At 68.9% G+C, this 12624-nt stretch carries 13 protein-coding genes; 8 read left to right on the top strand and 5 right to left on the bottom strand.

The annotated features are described in order from the left end of the window. The first annotated feature begins 96 nt into the window (after window positions 1–96). Both G3M57_RS20465 and G3M57_RS20460 read left to right on the top strand, forming a co-directional pair. Window positions 97–489 carry a DUF4282 domain-containing protein gene (locus tag G3M57_RS20465; RefSeq protein ID WP_057184463.1) on the top strand — a complete coding sequence of 131 codons (393 nt, stop codon included), beginning with the start codon at window positions 97–99 and terminating at the stop codon, window positions 487–489. 125 nt (window positions 490–614) lie between these two features. Then, window positions 615–1028, top strand: a complete 414-nt coding sequence (locus tag G3M57_RS20460; protein ID WP_163232673.1) for a helix-turn-helix domain-containing protein — start codon at window positions 615–617, stop codon at window positions 1026–1028. On the opposite strand, the gene G3M57_RS20455 is transcribed toward G3M57_RS20460, so the two are convergent. The 4 genes from G3M57_RS20455 to G3M57_RS20440 form a co-directional block, all read right to left on the bottom strand. Then, window positions 1025–2092, bottom strand: a complete 1068-nt coding sequence (locus G3M57_RS20455; protein ID WP_308424045.1) for an endo-1,4-beta-xylanase — start codon at window positions 2090–2092, stop codon at window positions 1025–1027. The two genes, G3M57_RS20460 and G3M57_RS20455, sit on opposite strands and share 4 nt — an antisense overlap. Before the next feature lie 79 nt (window positions 2093–2171). Next, window positions 2172–2591, bottom strand: coding sequence for a hypothetical protein (locus tag G3M57_RS20450; RefSeq protein WP_057184466.1), 420 nt, complete (start codon window positions 2589–2591; stop codon window positions 2172–2174). A gap of 14 nt (window positions 2592–2605) precedes the next feature. Continuing rightward, the gene (gene fliI, locus G3M57_RS20445) at window positions 2606–3943 is read right to left on the bottom strand and encodes a flagellar protein export ATPase FliI (RefSeq protein WP_056761324.1); all 1338 of its coding nucleotides are present in this window, start codon (window positions 3941–3943) and stop codon (window positions 2606–2608) included. 165 nt (window positions 3944–4108) lie between these two features. Then, complete coding sequence (locus tag G3M57_RS20440; protein ID WP_163232671.1) at window positions 4109–5128, bottom strand: alpha/beta hydrolase family protein; 1020 nt, start codon at window positions 5126–5128, stop codon at window positions 4109–4111. A 121-nt stretch (window positions 5129–5249) separates the two neighbouring features. On the opposite strand from G3M57_RS20440, the gene G3M57_RS20435 reads away from it, so the two are divergent. The 5 genes from G3M57_RS20435 to G3M57_RS20415 all read left to right on the top strand — a co-directional run bounded on the left by G3M57_RS20435 (window position 5250) and on the right by G3M57_RS20415 (window position 11560). Beyond that, window positions 5250–6035 (top strand): LytTR family DNA-binding domain-containing protein, encoded by a 786-nt coding sequence (locus tag G3M57_RS20435; protein ID WP_163232669.1) that lies wholly within the window; start codon window positions 5250–5252, stop codon window positions 6033–6035. A 428-nt stretch (window positions 6036–6463) separates the two neighbouring features. Continuing rightward, entirely contained in the window at window positions 6464–7159 is a 696-nt protein-coding gene (gene ctrA, locus G3M57_RS20430) for a response regulator transcription factor CtrA (protein WP_029914069.1), read from the top strand. 223 nt (window positions 7160–7382) lie between these two features. Next, entirely contained in the window at window positions 7383–8765 is a 1383-nt protein-coding gene (locus G3M57_RS20425; RefSeq protein ID WP_056761330.1) for a M23 family metallopeptidase, read from the top strand. A 144-nt stretch (window positions 8766–8909) separates the two neighbouring features. After that, entirely contained in the window at window positions 8910–10391 is a 1482-nt protein-coding gene (locus G3M57_RS20420) for a SulP family inorganic anion transporter (RefSeq protein ID WP_188916267.1), read from the top strand. Window positions 10392–10468: 77 nt separating this feature from the next. Next, window positions 10469–11560, top strand: a complete 1092-nt coding sequence (locus G3M57_RS20415; RefSeq protein WP_163232667.1) for an acyltransferase family protein — start codon at window positions 10469–10471, stop codon at window positions 11558–11560. Window positions 11561–11578: 18 nt separating this feature from the next. Here the strand turns inward: G3M57_RS20415 and G3M57_RS20410 are convergent, their stop codons facing one another. Beyond that, the gene (locus tag G3M57_RS20410) at window positions 11579–12097 is read right to left on the bottom strand and encodes a GNAT family N-acetyltransferase (RefSeq protein ID WP_163232665.1); all 519 of its coding nucleotides are present in this window, start codon (window positions 12095–12097) and stop codon (window positions 11579–11581) included. 65 nt (window positions 12098–12162) lie between these two features. Here G3M57_RS20410 and G3M57_RS20405 point away from each other — a divergent pair, with 65 nt between their 5' ends. Beyond that, entirely contained in the window at window positions 12163–12540 is a 378-nt protein-coding gene (locus tag G3M57_RS20405) for a YybH family protein (RefSeq protein WP_163232663.1), read from the top strand. Window positions 12541–12624: the final 84 nt, after the last annotated feature.

Raw genomic sequence — 12624 nt, 5'->3', positions numbered from 1 at the left:
ACGACGAGGAGCCCGCTCGGCATTGCCGAGCGGGCTTCGCGCTGCTAGCGATGGGCCAGTACCCGGCGGAGCTCCCGCTGACATGAGGGGTGTCGGATGGCTTCGGCCAGAAATTCCAAGGCGCGTGGTTCGAACGGGCTGTTCTGGGACCTGCTGACGTTCGACCGTCTCGTCACGGGGCCGGTGATTCACCTGATCTATTGGGCGGGGCTGGGCGTGGTGGCCCTGTTCGCCTTCTCGGTGGTCGGCGCCGCCGTCGGCCTGGCGCTGAAGGAGCCGGGCCTGCAGTCGCTGCTGCTGGCCTTCCCGGTGCTGATCGCGGGCCTGCTGGTCGCCGCCGCCATGGTGCTGCTGTGGCGCGCCTTCTGCGAGTTCTACGTCGCCATCTTCCGGATCAGCGAAGACCTGCGCGCCCTGCGCCAGGCCAGCGACGCCGATCACGCCGTGGCCGCCGCCACGCGTCCGCCGGCGCAGAAGCCGGTCGGCTGACGTCGGCGTCCCCTGCGACCGAATAACGCGGTTTACGAAAATTCGTCACAAAGCTTGAGGGCGAGGTTCTTCCTCGGCGTCTAAGCGGCAGGAGGCCCGTCTAGCCTCCCGCCCGGAGACGCATTTTGGCCGCCGATCAAGAACCTCACCTCGTCGATGTCCATGTGGGCGCGCGCATCCGCATGCGCCGCAAGTCCATGGGCCTGAGCCAGACCCAACTGGCCGACAGCGTGGGGATCACCTTCCAGCAACTGCAGAAGTACGAACGTGGGACCAACCGCGTCAGCGCCTCCAAGCTCTATGGCATGGCCGTGACGCTGCAAACCTCGGTGGCCTGGTTCTTCGAAGGCATGCCGCCCGAGGCGGACGGCGCGGGCGACCAGCGGACCCAGGCCGTGCGCCGCTTCCTGGCGACCGAAGAGGGCGTGGAGCTGGCCTCCCTGGTGCCGCAGCTGCCGATAGCCCAGCGCCGACAGATCCTGGCCCTGGCCAAGACGTTGAGCTCCGAGGGCGACGACGAGACGGCGGCGGCGCCCTAACGCCTGAAGGCTTCGGCCAGGGCGACGGCGCCAGCCTTGGGCCGGCCGGCGTTGTCGAAGATGGCCGGGGCGTCGGCGGCGTTCTCGGCGGTCAGCCACGAATCGCGGTCGCGCAGGCCCCAGACGGTGAAGGCGAAGCGCTGCCGCTCGGGCAGGGCCATGAAGGCCTCGGCGGCTTCAGCGTAGACGGCCGCCTGGCGGCGCTGCAACTCGGCGCGGGACAGCAGCTTGTTCTCGGCGCGGGTCAGCGACACGTCCAGTTCCGAAATGTGGATCGGCAGGCCCAGGCTGGCCAGTTCGCGGATCATTCGGGTGATCTCGCCCGGCGGGACGTCGGCCGCCACGTGCATCTGGGTGCCCAGGCCGGTCAGCGGCGCGCCCGAGGCCAGCAGGCGCTCGGCCAGGTTCAGATAGGTGGCGCGCTTTCGGGGGAAGTATTCGAGATTGTAGTCGTTCAGCAGCAGGGCCGCGTCGGGGTCCGCCTCGCGCGCCGTGCGATAGGCCAGGGCGATGTGGTCGAAGGCGCCCAGGCGCTGGGCCCACAGGCTGTCGCGCCAGCCGTCGCCGTCCTCGGCCACCGCCTCGTTGACCACGTCCCAGCCGACCACCTGGCCACGATAGCGGCCGGCGACCGCGAGGATGTAGTTGCGATAAGCGTCGGTGAAGCCGATGCGGTTTTCGTCCAGCCGCGCGAAGGCTTCCGGCGCCTGGGCGTACCAGACCAGGGTGTGGCCCAGCAGGCCCATGCCGTGGGCGCGGGCGAAGGCGGCGATGCGATCGGGGGCGTCGAAGCGGAAGGACCCGTCCGGCTGGACGATGTACTCCATCTTCATCTGCCACTCGGGCGTCAGTTGGCTGACCTCGCGGGCCAGCAGGGCGGCCAGGGCGGGATCGTCCAGGTGCAGGGCCTGGACGCAGGCGCCGACGCGGAACGGGGCCAGGGTCTTCAGCGGCGGCAGGGGCGCGGGTTGGCTCTTGGCGGCCTGGGGACCGCAGGCGGACAGGGCCAGGGCGCCGGTCAGCACCGCGCGACGGTGCAGGCCCCCTCCGGCCCTCCGGGCCACCTCCCCCAGAGGGGGAGGATCATAGATGCTCCCCCCTTGGGGGAGCTGTCGCGAAGCGACTGAGGGGGGCTTGTCGCGCCTACCGCCCACCGACGGCCGCCCGGCGCAGGCCCAGTTCGTCGAGGGCGGCGATCTCCAGCTTGCCCGCCAGCTTGGCCTTGGCCACCTTGGCGGCCTCGGCGACGTGCTCGTACTTCTTGAGGTTCTCGAAGGCCAGGGACAGGGCGTCGCGGGCGCCGGCCTCCTCGATCAGGATCTGGTCGATCTCCAGCAGAGCCTGGTCGCGGCGGATCTTGCTGCCCTGGCGGAAGCCGATCATGTACCAGCCGGCCTCGACGTCGCCCTGGGCCTGCATGGCTTCAGCCTCGGACTCGGCGTCCAGGGCGGCGACCTTCATCTCGGCGGTCTGGCGGCGCTCGACGATGTCGGCCAGGCGCTTCTGCAGGGTCTCGACCTCGTGGTTCGAGATGCGGATCAGGGAGTCGGCCCATTTGGTCATGTCCGGTTTCCCATCTAGGCGGCGTCACTCTGCAGGATGTGAGCGAGGTAGCCGAAGCTGTCGTCGAGGCTGGTGGCCTCGTCGGGGCTCTGGCTGAGGAAGGCCTCGACGGCCGGGTTGAGGCGGATGGCGCGGTCGATGATCGGATCGGCCCCGGCGCGGTAGGCGCCGATGCGGATCAGCTCTTCCATGTTCGAATAGGCCGCCAGGCTCTGGCGGGCGGCCTTGACCACCTCGCGCTCCTCCAGCGTCTGGCAGCCGGGCATGGTCCGGCTGATGGACTTCAGGACGTTGATCGCGGGAAAGCGGCCGCGCTCGGCGATGGCCCGCTCCATGACGATGTGGCCGTCCAGGATGCCGCGGGCGGCGTCGGCGATCGGCTCGTTGTGGTCGTCGCCGTCGACCAGCACGGTGAACAGGGCGGTGATCGGGGCGGCCGTGGTGCCGTCGGGACGGATCGGGCCGGGGCCGGCGCGCTCGAGCAGCTTGGGCAACTCGGTGAAGACGGTGGGGGTGTAGCCCTTTGTGGTCGGCGGCTCGCCGGCGGCCAGGCCGATCTCGCGCTGGGCCATGGCGAAGCGGGTCACCGAGTCCATCAGGCAGAGCACTTCCTGGTCCTGGTCGCGCAGGAACTCGGCGACGGCCAGGGTCATGTAGGCGGCCTGGCGGCGGGTCAGGGCGGGTTCGTCCGAGGTGGCGACCACGACGATGGCGCGCTTGAGGCCTTCCTCGCCCAGGGTCTCCTCGATGAACTCGCGGACCTCGCGGCCCCGTTCGCCGATCAGCCCGACCACGACGGCGTCGCAGGTCGCCTCCTTGGCCAGCATCGACAGCAGCACCGATTTGCCCACGCCCGAACCGGCGAAGATGCCGAGACGCTGGCCACGGCAGGTGGTGGTGAAGACGTTCATCGACCGCACGCCCAGGTCCAGGCGCTCGCCCACACGGCCGCGGGCGTGGGCCGGCGGGGGCGGGGTTTTCAGGGGGTAGGGGACCTCGCCTTGCGGAAGAGGTCCAAGGCCGTCGATCGGTTCGCCGAACGCGTTGATGATGCGGCCCAGCCAGGCCTTGGTCGGGCGGACCACGGCGCCCTCGGGCATGATCTTGATCACCGCGCCGGGGGCCACGCCCTCGACGGGGCCGAACGGCATCAGCAGGGCGCGGGTTTCGCGGAAGCCGACCACCTCGGCGGGCAGCACCGGCAGACCCAGGCGCTCGATCTCGACCCGGGCGCCGACGGCCAGCCGGGTCAGCCCGCCGCGAGCCTCGATCAGGAGGCCGTTCACGGCGGCGACGCGACCGAAGATGGTCAGCGGATCGATACGTTCGACGGCGGCGATCAGGCTACGCAAGCAGGGCTCCCGAAGGCTCGAGGCTCAAGCTTTGGGCCTCGCGCGTTAATGGGGAGTGAAGTAGACCGACATGGTTAATCGGCCCTTGAGGATTGTGGTTAGGATGCGGCCTGCGTCCTTATGTCTTGATCCCTTTTGATCCGCTCATCCCGCCGGAGTTTGGGGCTAGGGTTTCGTCAGATTGGCCTTGAAGAAGGCCGTGACCGCCGCGTTGAAGTCCTTGTGGAACGCCGCCCGGTCGAAGCCGGGGTCGCTGTTGCACAGGAAGGCCAGGTTCTTGCGCGCATAGGCGTTGCAGGGCGTCAGGAAGTCGAAGTGCCGGGCCTTGGCCACGACATGGTAGTCGGCGTTCGGCAGGGACGCGTGGACGGCGCTGGCGTGGAACGGATCGGGCAGGATCTCGTCGTCCTCGGCCCGCCACAGTTGGACCGGCTGGCGCAGGCCCTTCAGGGTCTCGGCCTTGAAGGCGTAGCCCAGGGCGGGGGCGGCCGAGACCACGGCCTTGATCCGCGCGTCATGGACCCAGCCGGCGAAGGCGCCCGGCGACGGCGGCGCGCGCAGCAGCAGCTGGCAGTCGTAGTGCGTGGGATGGTCCCGGCAGTGCGGCTGGAGGCGCGCGCCGTCCAACTCGCCGCCGGCCGCGGCCAGCACCGTGAAACCGCCCGACGAGAAGCCGAAGGCGCCGACCCGATCGGCGTCCAGGCGGTCGTGGTCCTCCCAGTCCTTGAGCATGTAGTCGATCAGCACGTGGATCTGCCGAGGGCGGTTGGCCATGTCGGTGGCGCGGCTCTGGTCCTCGTAGTTGTCGCCGGTATGGGTCAGGGCGGCGACGACGAAGCCGGCCTTGGCCAGGGCGATGGCGGTGTCGTAGTGGCCGCCGAACCAGCCGCCGTTGCCGTGCGACATCACCACCAGCGGCAGGCGATCTCCGGTGATCGGCGCGCCGGCGGCCACCGGCAGGTCGTCCATGCCCCGCGCTGGCGCGGTGGCGGGCGTGTCGGTCGGATACCAGATCCCGACCTTGATCGGCGCGCCCGACCCATCGGGGACCATGACGACCTTGAAGCCGACGTCTGTCGTCATGCCGCGGACGGCGGGCGCGGCGGATTGGGCCTGGGCGGCGAGGGCCGGGGCGCTCAGCAGGGCGGTGAGCGCCAGGGCGAGGACGGCGAACGATGGTCGCATCGATGAACTCCGAGGATGGCGAATGTCTCGGCGATGCCTCGGTCAGCGGCCGTCCGCCAGCGCCGTTGCGCGAACGGGCGAACGGGTTCGCGAACCGGCGAACCGACGCTATACGGGAGGCATGACCTCCAAGGCCGCGCTTCTCGGTTCACCTCGCGACTGGGCGATCGACTTCGCCGTGGCGACCGGGGTGGGCGCGTTCCTGGGCGTGGTTGGTCCGTACGGCAGCTTCTTCAATGGTCCTCTCGGCGTTCGCCTGGCCTATTGGATCGGGGTGACCTGGATCGGGGCGGCGGTCTTCGGCCTGGCCGTGCGCCTGTCGCTGGCCGCGGGCCGACGCCTGAACGTGCCGGCCTGGTTCATGGCGGCGGTGGCGGCCCTGCTGGGCGCGGCCGCGCAGGCGGCGATCGTCGCCCAGGTGGCGGTGGCGCTCTGGCCTCACCTGAAGCGCTTCACGCCGTTCATCTGGTACATCCAGTGCCTGGCGATCTCGATCCCCCTGGTGGTCGCCTACCTGCTGATGCGGCCGCGCCTGTTGGGACCGGCCGACGCGCCTCCGGTGCCGATCTCGCCCCAACTGCCCGAACCCGGGCCTGCAGCCGAGGTCACGGGCGCGCCGGTGCTCTGCCTGCGCATGGAGGACCACTATGTGCGGGTCCACACGCTGGGCGGTTCGCGCCTGGTGGCCGGGCCGTTCGAGCGGGTGATCGACGGCATGGCGCAGGAGGGCCTGCGCGTGCATCGCTCGTGGTGGGTGGCCCGGGCGGCGGTGACCGGGGTCATCGCCGACGGCCGCAACCTGCGCCTGACCCTGCGGGGCGACCTCAGCGCGCCGGTTTCCCGCGCCTCCGTGGCCAGGCTTCGCGAGGCCGGCTGGCTGAAGGCGGAGCCCTCTGGCGGAAACTAGCGGAAACCGTCCGCGGCGGGACGTCGCGGGCTCGCCACGGCGACGCTCATGGCGGCGCTCCCACCCCGCGGCCAAGGCTGTAAACTTCTCGCGACAGAACGCCGCAATCTCGCCTTACAGGTGAACGGCCGAAGCCGGCGTGCGGCCGAGGCGAGCGTTAACCAATCCCTTTACAGGGCGGGATTTTCGCGCTTTTGGCCGAAAAGGAATCGTCTTGACGGGCCGTCCACAGGGCCCTGCGACCTTTGCGCCAAATGAGTCGCTGACCGCTTGCACCCGATTCGCAAATCAGATTAACCATTTCTCCAACGGGAACATTCACCATTAACCTGTCTTAAATTAACTGTCCGGCAGAGTGCAGGACGGGTTTCACCGGCGGTATTCCGCCTAGCTGTCGAATAATGCCGCCCGAGGGCGGGGAGGGCTGCATGCGCGTACTGTTGATCGAGGATGACAGCGCCACCGCGCAGACCATCGAGCTGATGCTGAAGTCTGAAGGCTTCAACGTCTACACGACGGATCTTGGCGAAGAAGGCGTGGATCTGGGCAAGATCTATGACTACGATCTCATCCTGCTGGACCTGAATCTGCCCGACATGAGCGGCCTGGATGTTCTGCGCACCCTGCGGGTGGCGAAGGTGAACACCCCGATCATGATCCTGTCGGGCAGCGCCGAAATCGACACGAAGGTGAAGACCTTCTCGGGCGGCGCCGACGACTACATGACCAAGCCGTTCCACAAGGACGAGATGATCGCCCGCATCCACGCGGTGGTCCGTCGTTCGAAGGGTCACGCCCAGTCGGTGATCAAGACCGGCGACATCATCGTCAACCTCGACGCCAAGACCGTCGAAGTGAACGGCAACCGCGTGCATCTGACCGGCAAGGAATATCAGATGCTGGAGCTGCTCTCCCTGCGCAAGGGCACGACCCTGACCAAGGAGATGTTCCTCAACCACCTGTACGGCGGCATGGACGAGCCGGAGCTGAAGATCATCGACGTCTTCATCTGCAAGCTGCGCAAAAAGCTGGCGGCTTCGGCCCAGGGCAAGCACCACATCGAGACCGTCTGGGGCCGCGGCTATGTGCTGCGCGACCCGAACGAACAGGTCAACGCCGCGTAATCACGCGAGGCCGGTGACCCAAAAGTAGAACGCCCGCCTCCCCGGAGGCGGGCGTTTTCTTTTGTAGGAACAGGGTGTTAACCCTGTCCGTGACAAATCGCCCGAAGCACCGAATAGTCCTTGCTCGAACATGGCCTCATCCGCCATTTTCCGGCGCGACGTTTGCTGGGGGGCTTCCCAGCCGTGTCACTCATACGCGGCATCGCTACCAGTCGGGGGCTTGATGCAGGAATTCGATCCGAGACGGCCGACCCTGCGTCTGGCCCCTAAGGTCTTCACGGCGATCGCCGGCCTGGCCGCCTTGGGCCTGGCGTGGAAGCTGACCGCGCCGGACGCGCCGGTGCAGGTGGTCAAGGCGCCGCTCGACGCCAGCGCCCTGGCCGCCCTGCAGCACGCCGCCTTCGCCAGCGCCGAAGCCCAGCCGGGCTTCGAGCGTCCGGAATCGATCCCCGTCCAGGTGCGTCCCGGCGAGACCCTGGAAAACGCCGTGCTGCGCACCGGCATCGCCCCCAACGACGCCCGCCAGGTGGTGGCCGCCCTGCAGGGCGCGATCGACACCGTCAACATCAAGGCCGGCATGGCCTTCGAGGCCGCCATCGCCGAGCGCCGCAACGGCCGCGCGGGCTCGGCCCGGCTGATCGGCCTGTCGATGCGCACCGGCCCGTCCTCCACCCTGACCGTCTCGCGCACCTTCGACGGCGCGATGAAGCTGCGCGAGCTGGAGGAAAAGGTCACCGACGAGACCAAGGTGGCCTGCGGCGAGATGAAGGGGTCGTTCTACGAGAGCGTCGCCGACGTGGGCGGCACTCCGGCGGTGATCAGCGAGGCGGCCAAGCTGTTCGCGCACAAGATCGACTTCTCGCGCGACATCAAGGAAGGCGACCGCTTCTGCCTGGTGTTCGATCGCAAGGTCACCGAGAGCGGCCGCACGGTCGAGGCGGGCGACCTGGAATACGCCGAGGTCAAGGGCCAGAAGTTCTACGCCTTCGAGCGTAACGGCGAAGACGGCAAGCCGCAGTTCTTCGACGAGCTGGGCAAGAACATCAAAGGCTTCCTGCTGCGCACTCCGGTCGACGGGGCCCGCATCACCTCCACCTTCGGCCAGCGCAAGCACCCGGTGCTGGGCTATACCCGCGCCCACAAGGGCGTCGACTTCGGGGCCGGCCAAGGCACCCCGATCCTGGCGGCCGGCGACGGCGTCGTGCTGGAGGCCCGCCGCTGGAGCGGCTACGGCAACTGGCTGCGCATCCGCCATTCGGGCCAGTGGGACACCGGCTACGGCCACATCTCGCGCTACGCCCCCGGCATCCGTCCGGGCGTCCACGTGCGCCAGGGCCAGGTGGTGGCCTATGTCGGCTCCACCGGCCTGGCGACCGGCCCGCACCTGCACTACGAGGTCTGGCTCAACGGCCAGCGGGTCAACCCGATCGGCGCCAAGGTGCCCCAGGGCACCATCCTGGCCGGCGCCGAGCTGTCGCGCTTCAAGGCCCAGCGCGCGCACATCGATACCCTGCTGGCGCAAGGCGGCGACGCGGTCGAGGACAAGACGGCCCCGAAGCTGGCCATGGCCAGCCTGGACAAGACCAAGGGACCGACGCTGCGGTAATTAGGGCTTTCCCTCCCCTTTATGGGGAGGGGGGACCAGCGAAGCTGGTGGGTGGGGCCCGCTGACTCTAAAAGCCCTGCACCGAACCCCACCCGTCGGCTTCGCCGCCACCCTCTCCACAAGGGGAGGGAAATCGAGTTTTCCATGACCTTCCTGACCCCCCTCCGTCGCGAGTGGCTGGGCCAGCCGCGCGCCGACCTGCTGTCGGGCACGGTCGTGGCCCTGGCCCTGATCCCTGAGGCCCTGGCCTTTTCGTTCATCGCCGGGGTCGATCCCGCCGTGGGCCTGTACGCCTCGTTCGTGATCGCCATGACCATCGCCTTCGTCGGCGGCCGGCCGGCGATGATCTCGGCCGCCACCGGCGCGATGTCGCTGCTGATGGGCGGTTTGGTCCGCGACCACGGGATCGAGTTCCTGTTCGCCGCCAGCCTGCTGACCGGCCTGATCCAGGTGGCGATCGGCGTGCTGCGCCTGGGCCGCTACGTGCGGTTCGTCTCCAAGTCGGTGATGAGCGGTTTCGTCAATTCGCTGGGCATCCTGATCTTCCTGGCCCAGCTGCCTCAGCTGATGCATGGCGACTGGCGGACCTTCGCCATGGTCGGCGCCGGGCTGGCGATCATCTATCTGTTTCCGAGACTGACCCGGGCCGTGCCCTCGCCCCTGGTGGCCATCCTGCTGGTGAGCGCCGTGGCGATCGCCTTCAAGGTGGACGTGACCACCGTCGGCGACCTGGGCAAGCTGCCGACGACCCTGCCGGGGTTCCACATCCCCGCCGTGCCCCTGACCTGGGAGACCCTGCGGATCATCGGCCCGGTGTCCCTGACCCTGGCCTTCGTCGGCCTGCTGGAAAGCCTGCTGACCGCCAACCTGCTGGACGACCTCACCGACACCCCGTCGGACAAGGATCGCGAGACGCGCGGCCAGGGAATCGCCAACATCGTCTCGCCGCTGCTGGGCGGCATGGCCGGCTGTGCGATGATCGGCCAGTCGATGATCAACGTCACCTCCGGCGGACGCGGCCGGCTGTCGACCTTTTGGGCCGGACTGTTCCTGCTGATCCTGATCCTGGTGCTGCGCGACTGGGTGGCCCGGATCCCGATGGCGGCCCTGGTGGCGGTGATGATCATGGTGTCGATCAAGACCTTCGACTGGAATTCGGTGACGAAGCTCCGCTCCACCCCGGTGCAGTCGACGCTCGTAATGCTGGCGGTCACCGCGACCGTGCTGGCCACCCACGATCTGTCCAAGGGCGTGGTGCTGGGCGTGGTGCTCAGCGTCGTGTTCTTCGCCAGGAAGGTCGGCAAGGTGCTGTCCGTGCGCGAGATCCCGGCCGAAGACGAGACCGTGCGGCGGTACGCGGTCAGCGGCCAGATCTTCTTCGTCTCGGCCGACCTGTTCGCCGCGGCGTTCGAGTTCCACGGCAAGCCGCGCCGCGTCGAGATCGACCTCACGGGGGCCCACCTCTGGGACCTGACCGCCGTCGCCGCAGTCGACAAGGTCGTGTTCCGCTACCGCCGGCAGGGCGCGGAGGTCGAGGTCATCGGCATGAACCAGGCCGCCGCGACGCTGGTCGAGCGGGTGGGGCGTCATGACAAGACCCACTTGCCGGAGGGGGCGGGACATTAGGGGCAAGGACACGCCGCAAGGGCACGTCGCCGGCCACCGAGCTTGACCATCGCCCCGCCGCGTCCCATCCCAGGGCGATGAAAGCCTTCCCGCCGCTGAAGCCCGACTCCGAGGACATGCTGCACCTGGACGCCCTGCGCATCGTCGGGGCGCTGATGATCGTTGTCTTCCACTTCAACCGCTACATCAACCTGGATGGGCGCTGGCAGGTCGCGGACGACATGATCAAGGGCTTCAGCCTGATCGTGGACCTGTTCTTCCTGATCTCCGGCTATGTCATGGCGGCGATCTATACGGGCCGGCTGACCAGCTGGAACAAGTACGGGACCTTCCTGAAGAAGCGGGTGGCGCGGCTGGGGCCGCTGCACTGGGCGACCATGCTGGTGTTCATCGGCGTCTGGGCAGCCGGGGTGATGGGCTGGGGCGGCGACGTCGATCCCAAGCGCTACGATCTCTCCTGCATCGCGCCCAACGTCCTGTTCGTCCACGCCTGGCATACCTGCCACAGCCAGACCTGGAACTTCGTCAGCTGGGCGATCAGCGGCGAGATGGGCCTGTACCTGGCCCTGCCGCTGCTGTTCTGGATCACGGCGCGGGGGCGGGTCGTCACGGCCCTGGTGGCGGTGGCCAGCTTCGTGCTGCTGCTGCTCAACCCCGACGGCGAGATGCCCTTCCACCAGTGGACCTGGAACTTCGGGGTGCTGCGGGCCGTGCCGGGCTTCCTGCTGGGTATGCTGGCGTTCCAGCTGCGCGCGCCGCTGGGCAAGCTGCCGTTCGCGCGCTTCTGGATGTGGGGGCTGTTGGCGGTGTTCCTGGTCGCCTCGACCTTGCGGATCGAGCGCACCCTGCTGCTGCTGATCGTCTACGCCCTGGGCCTGGCCGGCGTCGCCGCCGACGCGGCCGGCCCGCAGGGCGGGATCAGCCGCCGCCTAGCCCCCTGGGCCCAGCTGAGCTTCAGCCTCTACCTGTTGCACCCGATCGCCCTGAAGATGGGGATCAACTGGGTCGGGGTGGCCGCCTGGGGCCTGAACGGCGACGCCCTGCGGCTTTGGGTGCTGTTCTGGGTTCTGGCCCTGATCCCGCTGGCCTATCTGTCGCTGGTGCTGTTCGAGCGCCCGGCGCGGGACTGGATCAGCGGGCTGGGCCAGAAGAGGGCGCGCGCCCATTGAGAGCAGGGGGCAAGCGCCCTATCCCCGCTGCATCAGCACCGTCGGGGCCTCGCGATAGGTGGTCCGCGCCACCTCCAGGAAGCCCATCTTCGAAGCTAGCTTCAGGGAGGCGGTGTTGTCCGGGTCGATGATGCAGACCACCGGCGCGTCGCCCCACTGATCGCGGGCCCAGGACAGGGCGCCGGCGATCGCCTCGCTGGCGAAGCCCTGGCCGTGGGCCCAGGAGCACAGGGCCCAGCCCATCTCCGGGACGCCGTCGATCGAGGGCTGGATGCCGCGGTGGAAGTCGGCGAAGCCGATCTCGCCGACATAGCGCCCGGTCGCCGTCTCGCGCGCGCCCCAGTAGCCATAGCCCAGCACCGCCCACAGGCCGCGGGCCCGCAGCAGGCGCTGCCAGCTCTCCTCCGGCGTCGAGGTGCGGCCGCCGATGTGGCGGGTGACCATCGGGTCGCTCCACATCGCCGCGCTGTCCTCGAAATCGGACGCCTGGGGCGGGCTCAGGGTCAGGCGGGCGGTGGTCAGGGTCGGGGGAATCATCGGCGTTCCGGAAGTTGGCGCGCCAGCCTATACCGGGCCGCGTCGCCCGCCAGGGACCAGAGATCATGACCGCGCCGCAAGACGCCATCGCCGCCCGCCGCAAGCTGACCAACCGGCTGATCGCCGGCAAGGACGCCCGCCGCCTGGCGCCGTTCTTCGCGCCGGACATCAAGATGATCGTCGGCGACGGCTCGCTGATCCTGGGGGCGCGCGACGTCCTGGAGGCCTTCGCCAGCCAGTTCGCCGATCCCGCCTTCGTGGCCTATGTCCGCACGACCGAGCGCATCGACCTGGACGCCGCCGGCCAGCGGGCCGCCGAGCACGGGACCTGGGTCGGCACGACGCGCGGCGCGGCCGACACGAGCGGGACTTACCTGGCGACTTGGCGCAAGGTCACCGGCCAGTGGGTGATCGAGAACGAGCTGTTCGTGACCTTGAGCTGAATGGGCGACGCGCCCACGGGCACGTCCATCCAGAACAGGGCCGTGGAAGGAATGCGTGTCCTCGTTTTCGCGCAAGATGACGGG

The sequence above is a fragment of the Caulobacter rhizosphaerae genome (assembly GCF_010977555.1).
Lineage (GTDB): Bacteria > Pseudomonadota > Alphaproteobacteria > Caulobacterales > Caulobacteraceae > Caulobacter > Caulobacter rhizosphaerae.
This window is presented reverse-complemented; position numbering and strand designations above follow the sequence as displayed.

Coding starts and splice junctions, on each gene's coding strand:
- G3M57_RS20415 (WP_163232667.1), top strand. CDS start 10,469: ATGAAAGCCTTCCCGCCGCTGAAGCCCGACTCCGAGGACATGCTGCAC.
- G3M57_RS20410 (WP_163232665.1), bottom strand. CDS start 12,097: ATGATTCCCCCGACCCTGACCACCGCCCGCCTGACCCTGAGCCCGCCC.
- G3M57_RS20435 (WP_163232669.1), top strand. CDS start 5,250: ATGACCTCCAAGGCCGCGCTTCTCGGTTCACCTCGCGACTGGGCGATC.
- G3M57_RS20440 (WP_163232671.1), bottom strand. CDS start 5,128: ATGCGACCATCGTTCGCCGTCCTCGCCCTGGCGCTCACCGCCCTGCTG.
- G3M57_RS20425 (WP_056761330.1), top strand. CDS start 7,383: ATGCAGGAATTCGATCCGAGACGGCCGACCCTGCGTCTGGCCCCTAAG.
- G3M57_RS20405 (WP_163232663.1), top strand. CDS start 12,163: ATGACCGCGCCGCAAGACGCCATCGCCGCCCGCCGCAAGCTGACCAAC.
- G3M57_RS20420 (WP_188916267.1), top strand. CDS start 8,910: ATGACCTTCCTGACCCCCCTCCGTCGCGAGTGGCTGGGCCAGCCGCGC.
- G3M57_RS20465 (WP_057184463.1), top strand. CDS start 97: ATGGCTTCGGCCAGAAATTCCAAGGCGCGTGGTTCGAACGGGCTGTTC.
- ctrA (WP_029914069.1), top strand. CDS start 6,464: ATGCGCGTACTGTTGATCGAGGATGACAGCGCCACCGCGCAGACCATC.
- G3M57_RS20450 (WP_057184466.1), bottom strand. CDS start 2,591: ATGACCAAATGGGCCGACTCCCTGATCCGCATCTCGAACCACGAGGTC.